Annotated in this window: 21 protein-coding genes; 13 read left to right on the plus strand and 8 right to left on the minus strand. The window is 67.0% G+C overall.

Features of this window, described 5'->3' with window-relative positions; translation table 11 throughout:
• The first annotated feature begins 16 nt into the window (after positions 1-16).
• Positions 17-478, plus strand: coding sequence for a DUF2019 domain-containing protein (locus tag C7T96_RS09515; protein ID WP_158264333.1), 462 nt, complete (start codon positions 17-19; stop codon positions 476-478).
• Positions 479-532: 54 nt separating this feature from the next.
• Positions 533-1423, plus strand: coding sequence for an HNH endonuclease (locus C7T96_RS09520; RefSeq protein ID WP_106571001.1), 891 nt, complete (start codon positions 533-535; stop codon positions 1421-1423).
• Positions 1424-1519: 96 nt separating this feature from the next.
• Here C7T96_RS09520 and C7T96_RS09525 read toward each other — a convergent pair whose 3' ends face one another.
• Both C7T96_RS09525 and C7T96_RS09530 read right to left on the minus strand, forming a co-directional pair.
• On the minus strand, positions 1520-2578 hold the full coding sequence (locus C7T96_RS09525; RefSeq protein ID WP_199190466.1) for an ionic transporter y4hA: 1059 nt from the start codon (positions 2576-2578) through the stop codon (positions 1520-1522).
• 206 nt (positions 2579-2784) lie between these two features.
• Positions 2785-3381, minus strand: a complete 597-nt coding sequence (locus tag C7T96_RS09530; RefSeq protein ID WP_238720017.1) for a DUF922 domain-containing protein — start codon at positions 3379-3381, stop codon at positions 2785-2787.
• A gap of 159 nt (positions 3382-3540) precedes the next feature.
• On the opposite strand from C7T96_RS09530, the gene C7T96_RS09535 reads away from it, so the two are divergent.
• Together C7T96_RS09535 and sugE are read left to right on the plus strand one after the other, a co-directional pair.
• Positions 3541-5496, plus strand: a complete 1956-nt coding sequence (locus C7T96_RS09535; protein WP_106571004.1) for an acetyl/propionyl/methylcrotonyl-CoA carboxylase subunit alpha — start codon at positions 3541-3543, stop codon at positions 5494-5496.
• A gap of 43 nt (positions 5497-5539) precedes the next feature.
• A complete protein-coding gene (gene sugE, locus C7T96_RS09540; RefSeq protein WP_106571005.1) occupies positions 5540-5860 on the plus strand; it encodes a quaternary ammonium compound efflux SMR transporter SugE in 321 nt (106 codons plus the stop codon).
• Between the two features lie 117 nt (positions 5861-5977).
• Here sugE and C7T96_RS09545 read toward each other — a convergent pair whose 3' ends face one another.
• Positions 5978-6244: a sel1 repeat family protein gene (locus tag C7T96_RS09545; RefSeq protein ID WP_106571006.1), complete on the minus strand. Its 267-nt coding sequence runs from the start codon at positions 6242-6244 to the stop codon at positions 5978-5980.
• A 398-nt stretch (positions 6245-6642) separates the two neighbouring features.
• Between C7T96_RS09545 and C7T96_RS09550 the strand changes: the two genes are divergently transcribed.
• From C7T96_RS09550 to C7T96_RS09565, 5 genes are all read left to right on the plus strand, one after another.
• Positions 6643-6987 carry a DUF2147 domain-containing protein gene (locus C7T96_RS09550; protein WP_106571007.1) on the plus strand — a complete coding sequence of 115 codons (345 nt, stop codon included), beginning with the start codon at positions 6643-6645 and terminating at the stop codon, positions 6985-6987.
• A 327-nt stretch (positions 6988-7314) separates the two neighbouring features.
• Positions 7315-7482 (plus strand): hypothetical protein, encoded by a 168-nt coding sequence (locus C7T96_RS24160; RefSeq protein WP_164749965.1) that lies wholly within the window; start codon positions 7315-7317, stop codon positions 7480-7482.
• Between the two features lie 57 nt (positions 7483-7539).
• Positions 7540-7737 (plus strand): hypothetical protein, encoded by a 198-nt coding sequence (locus C7T96_RS09555; RefSeq protein ID WP_106571008.1) that lies wholly within the window; start codon positions 7540-7542, stop codon positions 7735-7737.
• A gap of 58 nt (positions 7738-7795) precedes the next feature.
• Complete coding sequence (locus C7T96_RS09560; protein ID WP_106571009.1) at positions 7796-9298, plus strand: AMP nucleosidase; 1503 nt, start codon at positions 7796-7798, stop codon at positions 9296-9298.
• A 92-nt stretch (positions 9299-9390) separates the two neighbouring features.
• The gene (locus tag C7T96_RS09565) at positions 9391-10383 is read left to right on the plus strand and encodes an endonuclease/exonuclease/phosphatase family protein (RefSeq protein ID WP_106571010.1); all 993 of its coding nucleotides are present in this window, start codon (positions 9391-9393) and stop codon (positions 10381-10383) included.
• Positions 10384-10421: 38 nt separating this feature from the next.
• Here the strand turns inward: C7T96_RS09565 and C7T96_RS09570 are convergent, their stop codons facing one another.
• On the minus strand, positions 10422-12104 hold the full coding sequence (locus C7T96_RS09570) for an electron transfer flavoprotein-ubiquinone oxidoreductase (RefSeq protein WP_106571011.1): 1683 nt from the start codon (positions 12102-12104) through the stop codon (positions 10422-10424).
• 254 nt (positions 12105-12358) lie between these two features.
• Here C7T96_RS09570 and C7T96_RS09575 point away from each other — a divergent pair, with 254 nt between their 5' ends.
• The 3 genes from C7T96_RS09575 to C7T96_RS09585 all read left to right on the plus strand — a co-directional run bounded on the left by C7T96_RS09575 (position 12359) and on the right by C7T96_RS09585 (position 14381).
• Positions 12359-12952, plus strand: coding sequence for a hypothetical protein (locus C7T96_RS09575; RefSeq protein ID WP_238720019.1), 594 nt, complete (start codon positions 12359-12361; stop codon positions 12950-12952).
• A 69-nt stretch (positions 12953-13021) separates the two neighbouring features.
• Entirely contained in the window at positions 13022-13873 is an 852-nt protein-coding gene (locus C7T96_RS09580; protein WP_199190442.1) for a uracil-DNA glycosylase, read from the plus strand.
• A 40-nt stretch (positions 13874-13913) separates the two neighbouring features.
• Complete coding sequence (locus tag C7T96_RS09585) at positions 13914-14381, plus strand: MAPEG family protein (RefSeq protein ID WP_106571013.1); 468 nt, start codon at positions 13914-13916, stop codon at positions 14379-14381.
• Positions 14382-14396: 15 nt separating this feature from the next.
• Here C7T96_RS09585 and C7T96_RS09590 read toward each other — a convergent pair whose 3' ends face one another.
• Together C7T96_RS09590 and C7T96_RS09595 are read right to left on the minus strand one after the other, a co-directional pair.
• Positions 14397-14828, minus strand: coding sequence for a PaaI family thioesterase (locus tag C7T96_RS09590; protein WP_106571014.1), 432 nt, complete (start codon positions 14826-14828; stop codon positions 14397-14399).
• A 51-nt stretch (positions 14829-14879) separates the two neighbouring features.
• On the minus strand, positions 14880-15278 hold the full coding sequence (locus C7T96_RS09595; protein WP_106571015.1) for a hypothetical protein: 399 nt from the start codon (positions 15276-15278) through the stop codon (positions 14880-14882).
• 148 nt (positions 15279-15426) lie between these two features.
• On the opposite strand from C7T96_RS09595, the gene C7T96_RS09600 reads away from it, so the two are divergent.
• Positions 15427-16251: a helix-turn-helix transcriptional regulator gene (locus C7T96_RS09600; RefSeq protein WP_106571410.1), complete on the plus strand. Its 825-nt coding sequence runs from the start codon at positions 15427-15429 to the stop codon at positions 16249-16251.
• A gap of 5 nt (positions 16252-16256) precedes the next feature.
• Here C7T96_RS09600 and C7T96_RS09605 read toward each other — a convergent pair whose 3' ends face one another.
• Positions 16257-17210: a DMT family transporter gene (locus tag C7T96_RS09605; RefSeq protein WP_106571016.1), complete on the minus strand. Its 954-nt coding sequence runs from the start codon at positions 17208-17210 to the stop codon at positions 16257-16259.
• Complete coding sequence (locus C7T96_RS09610) at positions 17207-19516, minus strand: xanthine dehydrogenase family protein molybdopterin-binding subunit (RefSeq protein ID WP_106571017.1); 2310 nt, start codon at positions 19514-19516, stop codon at positions 17207-17209. The genes C7T96_RS09605 and C7T96_RS09610 overlap by 4 nt, the downstream gene beginning before the upstream one ends.
• Positions 19517-19553 lie beyond the last annotated feature (37 nt).

A 19553-nucleotide genomic window follows, 5' to 3' on the forward strand; every position in this document is an offset into this window, starting at 1 on the left:
GAGGGCAGACTTGGCTATGACCCGGACAATCTCTGACAAGCCGACTGGCGCGCTCGTGGCCGCCCTGGTCGAATACGAGGAGCAGCGGCGGCTCGCGATCCGCCGCGAGGACACGCCGGCCGCAAACCGGCTCTACGACAAGACGGTCCCCATCCTGAAAGAACTGGTGCTGAGAGAGCCCGAGGGCCGCGACGCGCTGGAGGCCCTGCTTCAGCATTCCTCGGCCTTCGTTCGCCTGTCGGCGGCGGCAAAGGTGCTCGGCTGGGCTCCGAACAAGGCAATCCCGGTTCTGGGGCGGCTTTACACCGAGGACCTCAAACCCGCCTACACCCCCGCCGAGAGCGGCAGCGTCCGCCTGACCGCGAAAGGTCTGCTCTACCGCCATTTCGGCATTCGCAGCTTCAATCCGAACCATCTCATCGAGCCGCTCAAGGCCTACGGCATCGACTGGCCCTACCGGCCGCATTTCGATCGCTAGGCTGCCGCCTAGCGGGAGATAGTCGGCACGCGAATATCGCGCTACGAAGGCTTCATGTCCTTCGGCGTCTTCATTCACCGCTCCGATTCTATCTACGACGACAGCCCATCGGAGCGCTACCAGTTCCCGCCGATGTATCTCAGCCGTGTGGAAGCCTGCGTCGGCGGCTGGATCGTCTATCTGGAACCGACCAAGGTCCCTGCCACGCGCGGCTATTTTGCGGTGGCAAAAGTTCAAGAGGTGATCGCTGATCCAGCAGTGCCCGGCATGTATCTCGCGATCATCGAGCCAGGCAGCTATCTCGATTTTGCCGATCCGGTGCCGTTCAGCAGTCCTGACGGCGTCATCGAGCGTGGCCTTCTGAACGAGGCCGGCAGGATCTCCGGCCGTGCCCAGGCTGCCGTGCGCCCGCTCGCGCCGGCCGATTTCCACCGCATCCTTGCCGCCGGACTAGGTGACGAGGACGCGTTTTTGCCGCGGGTCGGCGAGGCGGCCCGTTACGAGATCGACGAGGAGCAGGTGCCGTTCGAGCACGAGCGCGAGCGCGTGATACAATTGACGTCGCGGATCGTGCGCGACCGCGTCTTCCGCCGCGTCGTGCTTCGTGCCTATGGCGAGCGCTGCGCCGTCACCGGCCTGAAGCTGATCAACGGGCGCGGGCGCGCCGAGGTCGAGGCCGCCCATATCCGCCCGGTGGAGGCAAATGGGCCGGACAGTCTGCGCAATGGCATCGCGCTTTCCGGCACCGTCCACTGGATGTTCGATCGCGGGCTCATCTCGCTTGCCGACGATTTCGGCATCCTGGTGTCGCGGCAGGTCAACGACCAGGACAGCGTGCGGGCGATGATCAACCGCAGCGGGCGTGCCCTCGTTCCCGATCGCAGCCTGCAACGCCCGCATCCGCGATTTCTCGCCTGGCACCGCGCCCACTGCTTCAAGGCGTAAGCGACGCGGCAGGGAACGCGCCGATGATCCGCGCCGCCGACCGCCGCTCGCCAGCCCTCGCGATTACGGCCTTTCGACGGCCGGCCTTCGCCGCCGCTACGGCGCGGCGGCCAGGAGCACGAAGGAGGCGAAGATCACCAGGTGCACCACGCCCTGCAGGATGGTGGTGCGGCCGGTCGCCAGCGTCAGCGTGCCGGAAAACAGGGTCAGCGCCAGAAGCACGACATGTTCGCCCTCCAGCCCGAGCGTGAGCGGCTTGCCGAGCAGGAAGGAGGCGATCGCGATCGCCGGGATCGACAGGCCGACGCTGGCGATCGCCGAACCGGTCGACACGTTGAGGCTGGTCTGCAGACGGTTGAGGGCGGCCGCGCGCACCGCCGTCATGCCTTCCGGCAGCAAGACGATGGCGGCGATCACCACCCCGACAAAGGCCTCGGCGAAGCCGATCGCCGTAACGCCCTTTTCGACCGCCGGCGCCAGCGCCTCGGCCAGCATGATGACGGCGGCCAGCGACAAGGCCAGAAACGCCGCGCCGAGCGCGGTCTGGCCGTTCGAGGGCACGGCGTGGCCGGAGGCCTCGCCCGGGGTGGAGATGTCGAGGAAGTCGCCGCGATGACGCACAGTCTGAACGAACAGGAAGGTGCCGTAAAGCACCAGCGACACGACGGTGACGAAGGCGAGTTGAACCGTCGAATAATAGGGCCCCTCGACGGCCAGGGTGAAATTCGGCAGGATCAGGGTCAGCGTCGCCAACACGCCGACCACCGAAAAGGCGGCGACAGCGCCGTGGCTCTGGAAGGACTGCTCGCGGTGGCGCATGCCGCCGGTCAGCAGGCACAGGCCGACCACGCCGTTCAGCACCAGCATGACGGTGGCGAACACGGTGTCGCGCGCGACGGTGACGTCGCCCTCCGACGGGGCCAGCATCATCGACACGATCAGCGCCACCTCGATGACGGTGACCGCACCCGCCAGGACGATCGACCCGAACGGCTCGCCGATGCGCGCGGAGATGATCTCGGCGAAATGCACGGCCGAAAACACCGTCGCCACCAGCACGAGACCGGCAAGCGCCAGGAACGGCACCGACGCGGCGTCGACGATGTGGAGATGCTCCAGCGCGATCAGCACGACCGCGACGAGCGGGGCCAGCATCGGCCGCCAGGCGGCGCCGTGGGAGGCCGAATGCGCAGCCTCCGGTTCGGTTGCGCTGTTCATCGTGTCACCCTCCGCCCTCCGATGGTCTTGCGCCGTGGCGGCGCCCGGCCGCCGCCGGCCCCATTGCCGAAGATCACGCCTTACGGGCTGAAGCTGTCCAGAGGGTTAAGAAAATCGGCTCCACGACGGGCGGCGCGACCGCCTTAGCCGCCATTGACCAGCGCCAGCACCAATTGCTGGACATTGCCGCCCTGGCTCATTTCGACCCGGTCGAACTCGCGGCTCTTGCGGCGCTGCTCCTGCGACAGCGCGGCCAGTTTTTCGGTCAGTTCGGCGCGGATCTTCCGGCATTTGGGATCGTTTTCCGTCCGCAGCCCGACCGAGACCGCCTCGATCTGCTCGACCAATTCCACGATCAGCGCGCCATGCACGCGCTCGTGTTTTTCGATTCCGTCGATGAAGCGCTTCCAGCGCGGACGCGTCTCGGGCGGCAGCGTGCCCTTCGGCTTCGGCAGCCGGTAGGTGATGACGAGATGCGGCCGCGCGGCGGCGAGCGTGCAGCCGCCCCGCTCCGGCACGTAGTTGCGCGACCATTTCAGATCGAAATCGGTGTAGGCGATGGCGCGGCCGACGCCGATCTTCGGGCCGTTCTCGCCGATCGAGCGATAAAGCTCGATGCCGGTTCGCCCCGAGATCGCGTAGGTCACGATCTTCTCGACCGGTTTCCAGTCGCCCGCGGCCGCCGGCGACGAGGCCGCCAGACCGGCAAGGAGACAGAGCGCGCGCAGGCCGGTCCGCAATCGATGATCCTCTTTGCCGTTCGGTTCGACGGGGTGCAGTGACAGGCACTGTTCACAAACGGCCCGATTTGGCAAGCTTCCCGCGCCGGCGCCGGCTGGACTTGGCCGCCCGGACATGGCTTAACCGGCGGGTCGTTCGGCGCCTTTCGTGGAGGATGAATGTTTTCCAAGATTCTGATCGCCAATCGCGGCGAAATCGCCTGTCGCGTCATCCGCACCGCCCGGCGCCTCGGCGTCAAGACGGTCGCGGTCTATTCCGAGGCCGACCGGCGCTCCATGCATGTGGCGATGGCCGACGAGGCGGTGGCGATCGGCCCCGCGCCGGTGGCGGAAAGCTATCTGGTCGGCGACCGGATCATCGAGGCGGCGCGCGAGACCGGCGCCGAGGCGATCCATCCCGGCTACGGCTTCCTGTCGGAAAATCCCGATTTCGTCGACCAGGTGGTCGCCGCCGGGCTGGTGTTCATCGGCCCGTCGGCCGATTCGATCCGCGCCATGGGCCTGAAGGACGCCGCCAAGCGGCTGATGGAAAAGGCCGGGGTGCCGGTCGTGCCGGGTTATCACGGCGACGGCCAGGCGCTGGTGCTTCTGGCCGGCAAGGCCAAGGAGATCGGCTATCCGGTGCTCATCAAGGCGCGCGCCGGCGGCGGCGGCAAGGGCATGCGCCGCGTCGACGACCCGGCCGATTTCGCCGAGGCGCTGGCGGCCGCGCAGCGCGAGGCCAAGGCGGCCTTCGGCGATCCTCGGGTGCTGATCGAAAAATATGTCGAAAAACCCCGCCATATCGAGGTGCAGGTGTTCGGCGACAATCACGGCCATGCGGTCCATCTTTACGAACGCGACTGCTCGGCCCAGCGCCGTCACCAGAAGGTGATCGAGGAGGCGCCCGCACCGGGCATGACCGCCGAGATGCGCGCGGCCATGACCGCGGCGGCGGTGAAGGCGGCGATGGCGATCGACTATAGCGGCGCCGGCACGATCGAGTTCATCGTCGACGCCTCGGACGGGCTCAGGCCGGACCGGTTCTGGTTCATGGAGATGAACACGCGACTGCAGGTCGAGCATCCCGTCACCGAGATGGTGACCGGCGTCGACCTGGTCGAGTGGCAGTTGCGCGTCGCCGCCGGCGAGACCCTGCCCAAGACGCAGGAGGAAATCCGGCTCGACGGCCACGCCTTCGAAGCGCGGATCTATGCCGAGGACGCCACGCGCGATTTCCTGCCGGCGATCGGCACCCTGCACCATCTGGAGTTTCCGCGCCGGCTCGGCGACGACACGAGCGTGCGCGTCGACACCGGGGTTGCGGCCGGGGACGCGATCTCGCCCTTCTACGACCCGATGATCGCCAAGCTGATCACCAAGGGCGCCGACCGCGCGGCAGCACTTGGCGGCCTGGTCGCGGCACTCGAAAAAACCCAGGTCGCGGGCTCGACCGTCAACATCCCGTTTTTGGCCGCGCTTGCCGGCGACGCCGATTTTGCCGCCGGCGACGTCGACACCGGCATGATCGCGCGCAAGCAGGAGGCCCTGACCGCGATCGCTCCGCCCGGCGCGGCGATCGTGGCGCGCGCCGCGCTCGCCGCCTCCGGCGCGGTGCACGACGCGACCTCGGCCGATCCATGGGACACGCTTGCCGGTTATGCGCATTTCAACCCGATCGCCCGGCGCGTGCGGCTTGTCCGCGACGGCGAGGAGATCACGGCCAGCGTCACCGCCCGGCCAGGCGGCGCCTTCGCGGTCGGGCTCGGCGCCAAGAACGAGTTCGTGTTCGACGCGCTGCATGCCAGTTCGGCAGCGGTCGCGCTGTGGCCCGGCCACGTGACCGTGTTCGAGGGCGCGGTCGGACACAGTTTCTCAATCCCCGACCCGGTGGCCGAGGCCGAGGAACAGGCCGCCGGAACCGACACGATCCGCGCCCCGATGCCGGGGCTGGTCAAGGTGGCGCGCGCGGCCGAGGGCGAGCGGGTCACGAAAGGCCAGGCGCTGCTGGTGCTGGAGGCGATGAAGATGGAACACACCATCGCAGCCGGCCAGGACGGCACGATCGCCGAAATCGTGACCGAGGGCGCGCAGGTCACCGACGGCACGGTACTGGTACGCTTCGCCGCCGATTGATTGCCCTTCGCGGCGAACGGTTCGCTTATCGAAAGGACCGCAGATGGCCTGGGTGATGTTGTTTTTTGCCGGTCTGTTCGAGATCGGCTGGGCGATCGGGCTCAAATATACCGAAGGCTTCAGCCGTCTGGTGCCGTCCGTGCTGACGGTGGCGGCGATGGCGATCAGCTTTTATCTGTTGAGCGCGGCGTTGCGCACCCTTCCGGTGGGCACGGCCTACGCGGTGTGGACCGGCATCGGGGCGGTCGGCACGGCGATCCTGGGCATCGTGCTGTTCGGCGAGCCGGCGACGGCGGCCAGGCTTACCTGCATCGCGCTGATCGTGGCCGGCATTCTGGGCCTGAAGATCTTTTCGGGCACCTGAGGCGCGGCCCAAAACAGGAAAGCCGCGTCGGCCCGTCAATGGCCAGCGCGGCTTTCGTCGTCGGCAGCGCCCCGGCAGCCCCCGCCCCCGCGCACCGCCTGGCCGTGATGGCCGGGCTCAATGCATGGTCATCCATTCGCGCGCCTCGCGCAGGGCGCGGGCGATTTCCATCTTGGACATGGAGGCGGCGATCTCGCCGCGCAGCGCCACGGCGCGCTCCGAGCCCTTGATGGCCGCGATGTTGAACCATTTATGCGCCGCCACCATGTCGACGTCGCAATCGCGACCGGTCGCATACATCATACCGAGCTCGAACAGAATGTCGGCCTGGGCCGTGTTTCCGATGTCGCCGGCACCGGCTTCAAGCATCTCATATCGCGCCATTTTTCAGTCCCCTGTTGTCGCGTTGTGGCGGCCTGGTTGCGTTCGGTGTGCCGCCGTTTCGATGGTTCCGAGAATGGCGACGAGGCTTGAATCCGTCGTTAAATGGCGTGCTTAATTTGGAGAAAATGAAATGAAAACAAGAGGTAAACCAAGGGATTCGTTAACGATCGAACCCCGCGGATTTCCGGGAAATCGGCGCCCTTGTCGTTAAAATGCCGATGGCCGCCGGCAAGGTTTGGCTAACCACGGGCGCGAATGGGCGTGTCGGCAAGGCGCGATCTTGCGCGCGCCGGCAGGCGGCAAATTCCTCCCCATGACGGCTTTCGCCGCGGCCCGGGCTGGTTTACGTTAACGTTCGCGTAAGACGAGGGGCTGAAGCCCGACCAGGGAGGAAACGGATGAAGAGACTTTTCGCGATCACCCTTGCCACCGTGATCATGTCGGTCGGCGCGGCCTTGGCCGATCCGATCGAGGGAAACTGGAGAACGCAGTCCGGCGAAACCGCCGGCATCGCCAAATGCGGCGGCAGTTTCTGCATCACGCTGAAGACCGGCGACCACAAGGGCAAGCAGATCGGCAAGATGCAGGCGACCGGAAACGGCAAATACAAGGGCAAGATCACCGACCCGGCCGAAGACAAGACCTATACGGGCAAGGCATCGCTGTCGGGATCCTCGATGAAGATGAGCGGCTGCGTGTTCGGCGGGCTGCTGTGCCAGTCGCAGTCCTGGCAAAAACTTTAGAACCGCTCTGCTTTTTGGCGGATTCGCAGTCCGGCTCTAACCGATCGGTTCAACGCGTTTGCGAATGGCGAACCGGCTTGCGCTTCGCCTGGAGCCTTTTTGGGCCGCGACGCGGCGGCATGACCGTGCGCGCCGCCGGTCTCCTCGAAAAAACCTTGGCAAACCCCGTCGCCGCGCGGCGGGGTTTTTCTTCGCGTATGGTGGGCGGAGGCATGCGAGCCGCCTTTTTCCCACCACGCCGCGGCCACATGAACGGCCGATGAACGCCGCTCTCAGGGCGGGTTCAGGCCGGCGGTGGCACAAGGGGGCGCAAGAAGGGAAAACCACATGCTCGCGCGCCGCCTCACCATCGTTTCGCTGCTCATCCTGATTTTCGGGTTCGGCTTCTCGATCCTCGTCGCCGAAGGCAGTCGTCCGGCGCGCTCGTTCGAAATCGGCCTGTTCATCCCGTGTGTGTTCGAACAGGGCCTCGTCTGCACGCCGCCGGCGCGCTGAAGCCGCCGTCCATAAAGATAACAGTTCCAGTAGAGTTCCAGTCCGGAAAAGCCCCCCATGAACGATGTCATCGCCCGTCTCCCGGCCGCTCTTGCCGCCGGCGCCCGCCTCGCGCTTCTCGCCGCGGCCCTGTGCGTGCCGCTGCTCGCCATGCCGGCGAAGGGCGGGAACGAAGCCATTCTGGTCGGCGGCGACATTAACGCGACCAGCGGCGCGGGCCTGGTGATCGTCGTCGGGCTGCGCCGGGCGCGATAAACCGCCGCGACATCGTTGCCCCCCTCCCCGAGCGCGCCAAGTCTCTCTATAATGGGATATGGAAAAGCGAATCTACCCACAACCGATCGAGACGATCGCGCGACCCGAACCCTATATCCGCCAGAGCTTTACCGACGCCAAGGCGGCGGTGCAGGCGCTCAAGGCGCTTTATGAACGCAACACCGCGTTTTTGCGCGCCTCCTTCAACGGCCTCGCCGACGGCGGCGCGGTCGACCGGCGCTACCGCGCCTATTACCCCGAAATCGGCGTCACCGTGTCGAGCCACGACCAGATCGACACCCGCCTCGCCTACGGTCACATGCCCACACCGGGGCAATATTCGACCACCATCACCCGGCCGGACCTGTTCGAAAACTATCTGATCGACCAGCTGGCGCTGATCATCCGCAATCACGGCGTGCCGGTCACGGTCTGCGAATCCGAAACCCCGATCCCCGTGCATTTCGCGTTCGGCGAAGGCGCCTATGTCGAAGCGGCGGTCGCCGACAGCATCAAGCGGCCGCTGCGCGATCTTTTCGACGTGCCCGACCTCAACGGCACGGACGACCATATCGTCAACGGCACGCACGAGCTGGGCCTGGGCGAGCCGCTGCCGATCGCGCCGTTCACCGCCCAGCGGGTCGACTATTCGCTGCACCGGCTGTCGCACTACACCGCCACCAGCGCGAACCATTTCCAGAACTTCGTGCTGTTCACCAACTACCAGTTCTATATCGACGAATTCTGCGCCCATGCGCGCACGCTGATGGCCAAGGGCGGGGAAGGCTACACGAGCTTCGTGGAACCGGGCAATCTGGTGACGGCGGCCGGCGAAAGCGCGCCGGGAAGCGGCCAGGCCGCGCCGCGCCTGCCGCAGATGCCGGCCTATCACCTGACCCGGCCCGACCATTCCGGCATCACCATGGTCAATATCGGCGTCGGCCCCTCCAACGCCAAGACCATCACCGACCATATCGCGGTGCTGCGGCCGCATGCCTGGCTGATGCTGGGCCATTGCGCGGGACTGAGAAACACCCAGGCGCTCGGCGATTACGTGCTGGCGCACGCCTATGTGCGCGAGGACCACGTGCTGGACGACGATCTGCCGGTGTGGGTGCCGATCCCGGCGCTGGCGGAAGTGCAGGTGGCCATGCAGGAGGCGGTCGCGGAAGTCACCGGGCTCGCCGGCTACGAGCTCAAGCGCATCATGCGCACCGGCACGGTCGCCACGATCGACAACCGCAACTGGGAACTGCGCGATCAGCGCGGGCCGGTGCAGCGCCTGTCGCAGTCGCGGGCGATCGCGCTCGACATGGAATCGGCCACCATCGCGGCCAACGGGTTCCGCTTCCGGGTGCCCTACGGCACGCTGCTATGCGTTTCGGACAAACCGCTGCACGGCGAGTTGAAACTGCCGGGCATGGCGACCGACTTCTACAAGCGCCAGGTCGCCCAGCACCTGACCATCGGCATCCGGGCGCTGGAAAAGCTTGCCGAGATGCCGCCCGAGCGGCTGCATTCGCGCAAGCTCAGGAGCTTTTCGGAAACAGCCTTCCAGTAGCGTGGCGCGGCGCGACCATGATCGTGCCGCACTTGCCGGCTTCAAGGCGAGGCATGACCGGATCGACGCATAAACGACATCGTGGGCGACGCATGCTCGCCAAGCTCTCCATGGCCGCCGCGCTCGGACTGACGCTGGCGCTGGCGGCCGGCTTCGCCGGCGCGCTGCACCCGGCGTTCGATTCCTTCGCGCATCTGCGCCTCCATGTCGCCGGGCTGCTGGTTGTCGCGGGTCTGGTCATGGCCTGGCTCGGCGCCCGCCGGACCGGGGCCGGCGCGGCGACGGTGGCCATCCTGGCCGCGGTGGCGACGCTGGCGGGCCCGTTCTGGCACAGCCCGGCCGCCGCCGGAGCGGGGACTCTACAGCAGGATGTGGCGCGCTACCGGCTTTTGCAGTTGAACCTGCGTTTCGACCACCCCGATCCCAAACGGGTGCTGTCGCTGATCGCCCGCGAGCACCCCGATATCGTCACCCTCAACGAGGTGTCGCCGCGGTGGCGCGCGGCGCTCGAGCCGATCGCCGCCGCCTATCCATACCGACTTGTTTGCGCGGCGAGCGCGGGCGTCGGCGGCGTGGCGATCCTGTCGCGCCGGCCGTTTGCTGCCGATGCGCGGCGAGCCTGCACCCTCAATGGCCGCTTCGCGCATGCCGGCATCGATCTCGGCGGCACGACGGTTCGCGTGGCGGCGGTGCATTTCGGCTGGCCGTGGCCGTCGCGACAGGCTGCCGAGGCCGCCAGGCTTGCCCCGGTGATCGCCGCACTGGACGGCCCGACGATCCTGGCCGGCGATTTCAACGCCACGCCGTGGAGCGCGTTTTTCAGCCGGTTCGTGGCCGATGGCGGGTTCGAGCCGCCGCCGCGCCTCGGCGCCACCTGGCTATATCATGCCTTGCCGCAGGCGCTCAGGCCGGCGCTCGGCTTGCCGATCGATCATGTGATGACCCGGCAAGGCGTCCGGCTCGTGCAAACCCGACGCGGCGCGGATGCGGGCTCCGACCATGTGCCGGTCGTGGCGGATTTCGTCCTCGACGCTCCCGCCAACGCGGCGCCGGCCACCACGGTCGCGCGCGCGGCCGGCCGGTGACGGGGCGTGTTTGACGCGGCCGGCGCGGCGCGCCAGGATCACATGTTCGGGTAGACTGGCCCCTCCCCGCCCTGCGGCGGCACCCAGTTGATGTTCTGGTTCGGATCCTTGATGTCGCAGGTCTTGCAGTGCACGCAGTTCTGCGCGTTGATGACGAAGCGCGCACCGGCCGCGCCCGGCTTGTCGGCAACGGAATCGCCGTCGGCGTCGACCCATTCGTAGACCCCGGCCGGGCAATAGCGCGTCGAGGGCCCGGCGAATTTGTCGAACTCGGACTCCTTCTGCAGGTCCATATCCTTGACCTGGAGGTGGACCGGCTGGTCCTCCTCGTGGTTGGTGTTGGACAGGAACACCGAGGACAGACGATCGAAGGTCAGGACGCCGTCGGGCTTGGGGTAGTCGATCTTCTTGTGCGCGGAGGCCGGCTCGAGTGCTGCCGCATCGGTCTTGCCGTGCTTGAGCGTGCCGAACGGCGAAAAGCCGAACAGCGTGTTCAGCCACATGTCGAAGCCGCCGAGGCCGACGCCGAGATAGAGCCCGAAGCGCGACCAGAGCGGCTTGACATTGCGCACCTTCTTCAGGTCGCGGCCGATCTCGCTCGCCCGCCAGGTCTCGTCATAGCTGGTAAGCGCATCGCCGGCGCGGCCGGCGGCCAACGCCTCGGCGACGCTTTCGGCCGCCATCATGCCCGACAGCACCGCGTTGTGAGAACCCTTGATGCGCGGCAGGTTGACGAAGCCGGCCGAGCAGCCGATCAGCGCGCCGCCCGGGAAGACGAGCTTGGGCACGGACTGGAACCCGCCCTCGGTGATCGCCCTGGCGCCGTAGGAGACGCGCTTGGCGTCCTCGAACGTGTCGCGAATGGCCGGATGCGTCTTGAAACGCTGGAACTCGGCGAACGGCGACAGGTAGGGGTTCTTGTAGTTCAGGTGGACGACGAAACCGACCGCGACCAGATTGTCTTCCAGATGATAGAGGAACGAACCGCCGCCGGTCTGCTTGTCGAGCGGCCAGCCGAAGGAATGCTGGACCAGGCCCGGCTTGTGGTTTTCGGGTTTGACCTGCCAGAGTTCCTTGAGCCCGATGCCGAATTTCTGCGGCTCGCTGTCGCGATCGAGGTCGAACTTGGCGATCAGCTGCTTGGCGAGCGAGCCGCGCACGCCCTCGCCGATCAGCGTGTATTTGCCCAGCAGCGCCATGCCCGGCGCGTAGTTCGGCCCCTTGCTGCCGTCGCGCTCGACGCCCATGTCGCCGGTGGCCACGCCGATGACGGCGCCGGCATCGTCGTAGAGCACCTCGGCGGCGGCGAAACCGGGATAGATTTCCACGCCGAGCGCCTCGGCGCGGCCGGCCAGCCAGCGGCAGACATTGCCGAGCGAAACGATGTAGTTGCCGTGATTGTTCATCAGCGGCGGCATCAGGAAATTGGGAAGACGGACCGACCCCGCCGGCCCCAGAAGCAGAAACTGGTCGTCGGTCACCGGCGTCTTGAAGGGGTGTTCGGCATCGTCGCGCCAGTCCGGCAACAGCTTGTCGATGCCAACCGGGTCGACCACGGCGCCGGAGAGAATATGGGCGCCGACCTCGCCGCCCTTCTCGAGAACGACGACGGACAGGTCGGAATTGAGCTGCTTCAAACGGATCGCCGCGGACAGTCCCGCCGGCCCAGCGCCGACGATCACCACGTCGAATTCCATGCTTTCGCGTTCGGCTTCGCTCATTCACTCCTCCAAATCGGCGCGCGCGGCACTATCCTTGCGGCCATCGCCTGTCACAAAAAAGCTCGCTTCGCCATACCTTAGTGCCGGCACGAACGAAAGAAACCGCGATGGCGACACAGCGCCGCTGTTTCGCGCATCTATTTAGTTACCTTAACGTAAACGTCAAAATATGCCAAGCCGACGCGCCGCCTTGCCCGGGCCGCAAAGTCGGGCATACTTTAGCGATGGATACGGCACGCAAACGGCGCGCGGCCATGCGACTGGTTCGTCGGCTTGCCGCCCTTTTGTGGCTGACCGCCCTGGCGTTGCCCGCCGCGGCGGAAGACGGCAAACGCTGGCGCGCCGGCGCCTATTCCTTTTCCGACGAGTTGGGCGGTTTCAGGATCTTGTCGGCCCGCGGCGTCGGCACGCGCGACGATCCGGTCGTGCTGACGCAGGAATTCTATTCCGCCAGCCCGGTGACGCTGGTGATCCGGGCCGAGGCGCCGATCCGGCTCTACAGTTTCGACGGCAAGTTCGCCAACGGCTTCCTCAGGCTGGTCGTGGTGGCGCGCAACGCCAGCGGACTTGCCTGGACCGAATTCGAGTTCGAGCTTCAAGAAAGACTCGGGCAGCCGAGCGTGTTCGGCGACGGACTGTCCTTCAACCAGCGCGACACCGCACGGGACACGGTGTTTTCCGGCGGATTTTCCCGTCACCAGCGCGATTTCGAACCTTATGACCGGCTGCTTTTCACAGAAGGCACCGTCGATCCCGGCAAACAGACCGATTTCGGCTTCCTGATTTCGGATTTTACGCCGAAATTGACCTTCTTTCTGGTCCAGGATCCACGCATCCCGCTGTCATGAGACAACGCAGACCGTTTTCATCGCGGCGCGAAAGCTCTACTGATCGGCGAGCAAGGACAAGGTGACGGCGTGAGCGACCTGCGCGAACTGCTTTTCTTTTATGCCGACAGCGGCGCCGACGAGGCGCTGGAGGACGAGCCCGTCAACCGCCTGGCCCCGAAACAGCCGGCGCCCCCGCAACCGGCCGAACCCGCCGTCGGCGACCGCGACGCGCCGGCGCCCCCGCGCCAGGCCGCGCCCGCGCGCACGGTGCCGGCCGCGCCGCGCCCGCCGACCGGGCCGGTATCGGCGGCGGTTCCCGACGAACGCCAGGCCGAACGGGCGCGCGAGCTTGCGCGCAGCGCCGGCTCGCTGGAGGATTTGCGAGACTTGCTGGCGGATTTCGACGGCTGCAATCTGAAATTCACCGCCAAGAACCTGGCGTTTTCCGATGGCGACCCCGCCGCCGAGGTGATGCTGGTCGGCGAGGCGCCTGGACGCGAGGAGGACATTCAGGGCCTGCCCTTCGTCGGGCGCTCGGGCAAGCTGCTCGACCGAATGCTGGCCGCGATCGGCCTCGACCGCGGCAAGGCCTATATCGCCAACGTGATCCCGTGGCGCCCGCCCGGCAACCGTACGCCGACGCCGCTGGAGACGGAAATCTGCCGGCCCTTCATCGAACGCCAGATCGAGCTTGCCGCGCCGAAAGTGCTCGTCACGCTCGGCGGCCCATCGACCAAGGCGCTGCTGCGCACCCAGGAAGGGATTTTGCGCATGCGCGGCAACTGGCGCACGCATATCACCGCCTCGGGGGTCGAAATTCCGACGATGCCGACCCTGCACCCGGCCTATCTTTTGCGCAATCCGGCCCACAAACGGCTGGCCTGGCGGGATTTTCTGGCCCTGAAACTGAAATTGCGGGAGCTGAAGGACGACGCCTGACGGCCGGTCGAAACGGCAGGCCGCACATTCGGAGGAGACGATGCAATTGCTGTCGCTGTCCGACCCCGTCCTTGCCACCTACGCGATCGCGGCAAGCCTGATGATCCTGAAGGTCGTGGCGATGTCGTGGCTGACGGTGGTCCGCATGAAGCAGGAAAATGCCGGGCTGCGCGCCCCGGAAGATCTGAAGCCGACGCGGCTCAACCCCCGGCCCGATCCCACGCAGCTTCACCCCAACGAACGCGTCGAGCGCATCCGGCGCATCCAGATGAACGATCTGGAAAACGTGCCGTTCTTCCTGGCCGCCGGCTTTCTCTACACGTTGACAACGCCGCCGCTCTGGCTGGCGCAGCTCCTGTTCTACGGCTACGTCGTCACGCGGCTCCTGCATTTCGCCGCCTATGCCACTGGCCAGACCCACGATATCCGCGCGGCACTGTGGACGCCCGGCTCGCTGATCATCGCGTTCATGAGCGGCTGCGTCCTGCTGGCCGCCGTCGGGTTCTGATACAGGCCCAGCCCCTCACCCCGCAGCCTTTTTGCGCAAGAAGAGGCGACTTGTGACGATGCCCTTGGCAATCGCCCGCCCGCACGGGTCGCGCACCGAGACATCGGTCACGGTCTGGATGCGCCCGCGCTGAATCACGACCGCCTCGGCCGTGAGGTCGCAACCGCGCGCCGGCGCGAGATAGGCGATGCTCATGGTCGCGGTGGCCCCGCCGGCAACGCCGTCGCCGATCCCCGACGCGGCCGCGGCCGCGCCGGCAATGTCGATCAGCGTGGCGATGACGCCGCCATGGACAAGGTCGTCGAGGGTTACCCGGTCGGGTCCGAAGGGAAGCGTGGCGACGATCCGGTCCGGCTCGATCGTCGTGAACCGCAGACCGATCCCGCGTGCGACCGGCGAGCCGGCGAGCACGCGGTCGATCCAGCGTCGCGCATCCTCATGCACCATCGGCCTTTCCCTCCGTTTCACGCCCGACCTCGCCCGGAGACCGGGCCGCGATCAGACGCGTTGCGCTCCGGCCGCGCGCACAGCCGCCGCCTGCAGCCCAGCGAAGCCGGCAACGGCGAGCGCCTGGGCGGCAATGAAGGCGATGCCGAGCAGGCTCGGCTCGACCAGGCCGGCGACCAGCATGCCGAGGCTCGCCGCAACCCACAGCGCGTTGAGAGCGACAATGTCGATCATCAGCAGGCGCGGCACCCGCTCCTTGCGGGCGGTGAAGACCAGCATGGCGACGAAAGGAATGAGCACCAGACCCGCCCACAACAACAGCGGCTGCGGCAGGCCGAGCAACGGCGACAGCACCCCCGCGCCGCCGGCCATCAACAGGCCGGCCGCGCCGCTGACGGCGGCGTCGAGATAAAGCGCGTTGCGCAGTAAGGGTGTGATGGCGACGGTCATGGCAAATCTCCTTGATGCGAGCTGGCCGGCGGCATGGCCTTTGTGAGGCGTCTGCGCCCGACTGGAGGAAGCATGGCGCGGGATCGTGTTGCTGGCGATTACCCGCAAGGTAATGGGATTGCGCGCCGTGCTCGGCTATCTATCGGGTATGAGCACCAAACCCTCGCCGACCGTCGGCGGTCTGATCCGAGAATGGCGCACCCGCAGGCGGATGAGCCAGCTCGACCTCGCGCTCGAGGCCGAGATATCGCAGCGCCATCTGAGTTTCGTGGAAAGCGGTCGCGCCACGCCCTCGCGCGACATGGTGCTGCATCTGGCCGAACGGCTGGAGGTGCCGCTGCGCGCGCGCAACCGCATCTTGCTGGCCGCCGGCTATGCGCCGGGTTTCACCGAGCGTCGGCTCGACGATCCCGCGCTCGGCCAGGCAATGGCCGCCGTCGAGCAGGTGCTGAAAGGCCATGAGCCGTTTCCCGCGATCGCCGTCGATCGCCACTGGAACCTGGTCAAGGCCAACCGGGCGATCGCGCCGTTTCTACAGGCCGTTGCCGATCCCGCTCTCTTGGAGCCGCCCGTCAACGTGCTGCGGCTCAGCCTGCATCCGGGCGGGCTCGCGCCGCGTATCGTCAATCTCGTCGCATGGCGCGACCACCTTCTGGAACGCCTGCGCCGTCTCAACGAAACCGTGGCCGACGCAGGGCTTGCGACGCTGGAACACGAATTGCGGGGCTATCCGGCGCCCGCGCGTGAACGGCCGGAACGGCCTCAGCCGGACGGTCCGCTGGTGGCGGTTCCGCTGAAGCTTAAGATCGGCGAAAACGTGCTGTCGCTGATTTCGACGATCACCGTCTTCGGCACGCCGCTCGACATATCGTTGTCGGAACTGGCGATCGAATCGTTTTTTCCCGCCGATGCCTGCTCCGGCGAAATCCTGCGCGCGCTCGCTGCCGGGTGGACGAACGGCACGGCCTCGTGACGCGCTCAGCCCTGCGGCGGGGTCACCCGGCGGGCAGCACCCCGCTCCAGGCCGAGCCGATGCTCGCGCCAGATGATGAACAGGCCCGCGCCGACGACGATCGTCCCGCCGACCATGACGTGAATGGTGGGAACGTCGCCGAAAACCGTATAGCCGATGGCGATGCCGAGCAGCATGGAGGTGTATTCGAACGGGGCGATGGTCGACATGTCGGCATGGCGATAGCTTTCCGTCATCAGGATCTGGCCGATGCCGCCGCACAGCCCCGCCATCACCAGCATGACGGCCTGCAACGGCGTCAGTGCCGCCCAGCCGAAGGGCAGCGTCAGCAGTCCGGCGACGGTGGCGGTGATGGAAAACCAGAACACGATCGTCGGCGATCCCTCCGTCTTGACCAACCGACGCACCAGCAGCATGGCGACCGCCGAAACCGCCGCGCCGACCAGGGCGGCCAGCACGCCCAGCGCCTCGCCGCGGCCCAGTTCGGCGCCCGACGACAACAGCGTCAGCTTGGGCCATGAAATGATGGTGACCCCGACCAGCCCGACCATCACCGCGCTCCAGCGAAAAATGCGCACCGTCTCGCCGAACACCAGCGCGCTCAGCATGACCACGATCAGCGGCTGGGCGTAGTTGATGGCGATCCATTCCGGCAGCGGCAGACGCGTCAGGGCGAAAAAGCCCAGCCCCATGGCGATGACGCCGACGACACCGCGCGCGACGTGGCTGAGCGGCCGGCTGGTGCGGAAGGCGACGGCCAGCTCCCGGCGAAAGGCCATGACCGCCACCACCGGGATGACGGCGAACAGCGAACGGAAGAACACGGTCTGGCCGGGCGGCACCTCGCCCGACGCCTTGATGAAGGTCGACATGGCGACGAAGGCGCACACCGAGGCGATCTTGAGCGTGATCCCGGTGAGCGGTCTTCGGTCGTCGTCGTCGTCCGGGAGCGGACTCACGCCGTGGCAGCGTCCTTGATCGCCTGCCAGACACGCGACGGCGTGGCCGGCATGTCGATATGGCGGATGCCGTAGCCGCGATAAAGCGCGTCGGTGACGGCGTTCATCACCGCCGGTGTGGCGCCGATAGTGCCGGCCTCGCCGGCCCCCTTGATGCCGAGCGCATTGGTGGTCGACGGCACGTTGCGGGTCTCGAAGGAAAAGGACGGCACGTCGTCCGCGCGCGGCATGGCGTAGTCCATGAAGCTCGCCGTGATGAGCTGGCCGTCCTCGGCGTAGACAGTGTCTTCGACAAGGGCCTGGCCCGCACCCTGAACCACGCCGCCATGGACCTGGCCGGCCAGAAGCAGCGGGTTCACCGTGGCGCCGAAATCGTCGACGATGGTGTAGGCCAGGATTTCGACGTCGCCCGTTTGCGGCTCTATTTCGAGTTCGCAGATATGGGTGCCGTTCGGATAGGTGGCCTCGTCCTGGACGAACTCGCCCATGCCCTGCAAGTCCTCGGGCTTGCTGGCCGCCTTGGCGATCGCGGCAAAGTCCATCGACCGGTCCGTGCCGACGATGCGCGCCGTGCCATCGACGAGTTCGATGTCGGCGGCGGCCGCTTCCAGCTCGTCGGCGGCGATCTTGCGGATCTTGCCGGCAAGATCCTCGCCGGCGCGCGCGGCCGACACCCCGCCGAGCGGGATCGAGCGCGAACCGCCGGTGCCGCCGCCGGCGGCAAGCGCGTCGGTGTCGCCCTGATGCACCGTGATACGGTCGATCGGCAGATCGAGCTTTTCCGACACGAATTGCGCATAGGCGGTGGCATGCCCCTGCCCGTTCGACTGGGTGCCGATCCTGAGCGTCACCGTGCCGTCGCCGTTCAACTCGACATGGGCCGGCTCGGAGCCGGCGAAGGCGCAGGCCTCGATATAGGTCGCCATGCCGATCCCGCGCAGCCGGCCACGGGCACGCGAGTCGGCCGCGCGCGCGGCAAAGCCGGTCCAGTCGGCCCGCTCCATTGCCTGGTCCATATGGCCCTCGAACTCGCCGACATCGTAAAGACGCCCGGTCTGGGTACGATAGGGAAACTGCTCCGGGCGGATGAAATTGCGCCGCCGGATCTCGTCGGGCGCCAGCCCGATCTCGCGCGCGCATTCGTCGACCAGCTTTTCCAACAAGAAGGCGGCTTCCGGCCGTCCGGCGCCGCGATAGGCGTCGACCGGGCAGGTGTTGGTGAACACGCCGGTGATCGAAACGTCGAGGGCCTCGATATCGTAGACGCCGGTCGACATGGTGGCGCCGACAAACGGGATGAACGGCCCGTACTGGGAATTGTAGGCGCCCATATTGGCGACGATGGCGACCCGCAGGCCCAGGAAGCGACCGTCGTCGTCCATGGCCATTTCCGCCTCGACCTGATTGTCGCGCCCCTGCGCGTCGGTCATGAAATGCTCCGCCCGGTCGCCGGTCCACTTGACCGGACGGCCGAGACGCTTGGCCGCCTCCAGGACCAGCGGGTATTCGCGATAGACGAAGGTCTTGGGTCCGAACCCGCCGCCGACGTCGGGCGTCACCACCCGCAGCTTCTCGGCCGGCATGGCGAACACCTGCTCGGCGATGATGCGGCGCATGGAATGCACGCCCTGCGAGCCGGTGGTCAGCACCAAGCGGTCCTCGTCCGCATGCCATTCACCCAGCGCGGCGCGCGGCTCCATATAGTTGCAGACCAGCCGGTTGTTGTGGAAGGCGATACGGGCAAAGCGCGTCGCCTTGGCGAAGGCGGCCTCGGCCTTGTCGCGCTCGCCGAGCAGATATTCGAAGGATTTGTTGGACCCGGCCTCGGGCCACACCAGCGGCGCGCCGGCGTTGAGGGCGTCGGCGGTGGCGGCGATCGCCGGCCGGTCCTCATAGGTGACATCGATCAGCTCGGCGGCGTCCTGGGCCTGGGCCCGGCTTTCGGCGACGACGAAGGCGATCGCGTCGCCGACATAACGCACCTGGTCCCGGCACAGGATCGGAATATCGCGGGTCGGCGCGCGCGTGCCGTCGGGCTGGCGCTGCATGGCCGGCGATTTCAGCGGGTTGAGATGGGCGATATCGGCGCCCGTCAGCACCAGGTGCACGCCGGGCGCGGCCCTGGCGGCGTCCGTCGAAGCGATCTCGAACCCGGCATTGGCCATCGGCGAGCGCAGCACGTAACCGTGCAGCGTGCCCTCGGGCGCAAAATCGTCGGTGTACCGGCCCTTGCCGGTGATGAAGGCGGCGTCCTCGACGCGCAGGACCGAAGCGCCCATTCCGAATTTCGGCGTCAACACCGTCATGTCATAGTCCGATCGTTGCTTTGGAGAACCAGGGCGG

This window comes from Nitratireductor sp. StC3, assembly GCF_003015025.1.
GTDB lineage: Bacteria > Pseudomonadota > Alphaproteobacteria > Rhizobiales > Rhizobiaceae > Mangrovimarina > Mangrovimarina alexandrii.

Excerpts from the sequence above, each read along its gene's own strand:
- C7T96_RS09515 (WP_158264333.1), top strand. The coding sequence starts at position 17 with ATGACCCGGACAATCTCTGACAAGCCGACTGGCGCGCTCGTGGCCGCC.
- C7T96_RS09520 (WP_106571001.1), top strand. The coding sequence starts at position 533 with ATGTCCTTCGGCGTCTTCATTCACCGCTCCGATTCTATCTACGACGAC.
- C7T96_RS09525 (WP_199190466.1), bottom strand. The coding sequence starts at position 2,578 with ATGCTGGCCCCGCTCGTCGCGGTCGTGCTGATCGCGCTGGAGCATCTC.
- C7T96_RS09535 (WP_106571004.1), top strand. The coding sequence starts at position 3,541 with ATGTTTTCCAAGATTCTGATCGCCAATCGCGGCGAAATCGCCTGTCGC.
- sugE (WP_106571005.1), top strand. The coding sequence starts at position 5,540 with ATGGCCTGGGTGATGTTGTTTTTTGCCGGTCTGTTCGAGATCGGCTGG.
- C7T96_RS09545 (WP_106571006.1), bottom strand. The coding sequence starts at position 6,244 with ATGGCGCGATATGAGATGCTTGAAGCCGGTGCCGGCGACATCGGAAAC.
- C7T96_RS09550 (WP_106571007.1), top strand. The coding sequence starts at position 6,643 with ATGAAGAGACTTTTCGCGATCACCCTTGCCACCGTGATCATGTCGGTC.
- C7T96_RS24160 (WP_164749965.1), top strand. The coding sequence starts at position 7,315 with ATGCTCGCGCGCCGCCTCACCATCGTTTCGCTGCTCATCCTGATTTTC.
- C7T96_RS09555 (WP_106571008.1), top strand. The coding sequence starts at position 7,540 with ATGAACGATGTCATCGCCCGTCTCCCGGCCGCTCTTGCCGCCGGCGCC.
- C7T96_RS09560 (WP_106571009.1), top strand. The coding sequence starts at position 7,796 with ATGGAAAAGCGAATCTACCCACAACCGATCGAGACGATCGCGCGACCC.
- C7T96_RS09565 (WP_106571010.1), top strand. The coding sequence starts at position 9,391 with ATGCTCGCCAAGCTCTCCATGGCCGCCGCGCTCGGACTGACGCTGGCG.
- C7T96_RS09570 (WP_106571011.1), bottom strand. The coding sequence starts at position 12,104 with ATGAGCGAAGCCGAACGCGAAAGCATGGAATTCGACGTGGTGATCGTC.
- C7T96_RS09575 (WP_238720019.1), top strand. The coding sequence starts at position 12,359 with ATGCGACTGGTTCGTCGGCTTGCCGCCCTTTTGTGGCTGACCGCCCTG.
- C7T96_RS09585 (WP_106571013.1), top strand. The coding sequence starts at position 13,914 with ATGCAATTGCTGTCGCTGTCCGACCCCGTCCTTGCCACCTACGCGATC.
- C7T96_RS09590 (WP_106571014.1), bottom strand. The coding sequence starts at position 14,828 with ATGGTGCATGAGGATGCGCGACGCTGGATCGACCGCGTGCTCGCCGGC.
- C7T96_RS09595 (WP_106571015.1), bottom strand. The coding sequence starts at position 15,278 with ATGACCGTCGCCATCACACCCTTACTGCGCAACGCGCTTTATCTCGAC.
- C7T96_RS09600 (WP_106571410.1), top strand. The coding sequence starts at position 15,427 with ATGAGCACCAAACCCTCGCCGACCGTCGGCGGTCTGATCCGAGAATGG.
- C7T96_RS09610 (WP_106571017.1), bottom strand. The coding sequence starts at position 19,516 with ATGACGGTGTTGACGCCGAAATTCGGAATGGGCGCTTCGGTCCTGCGC.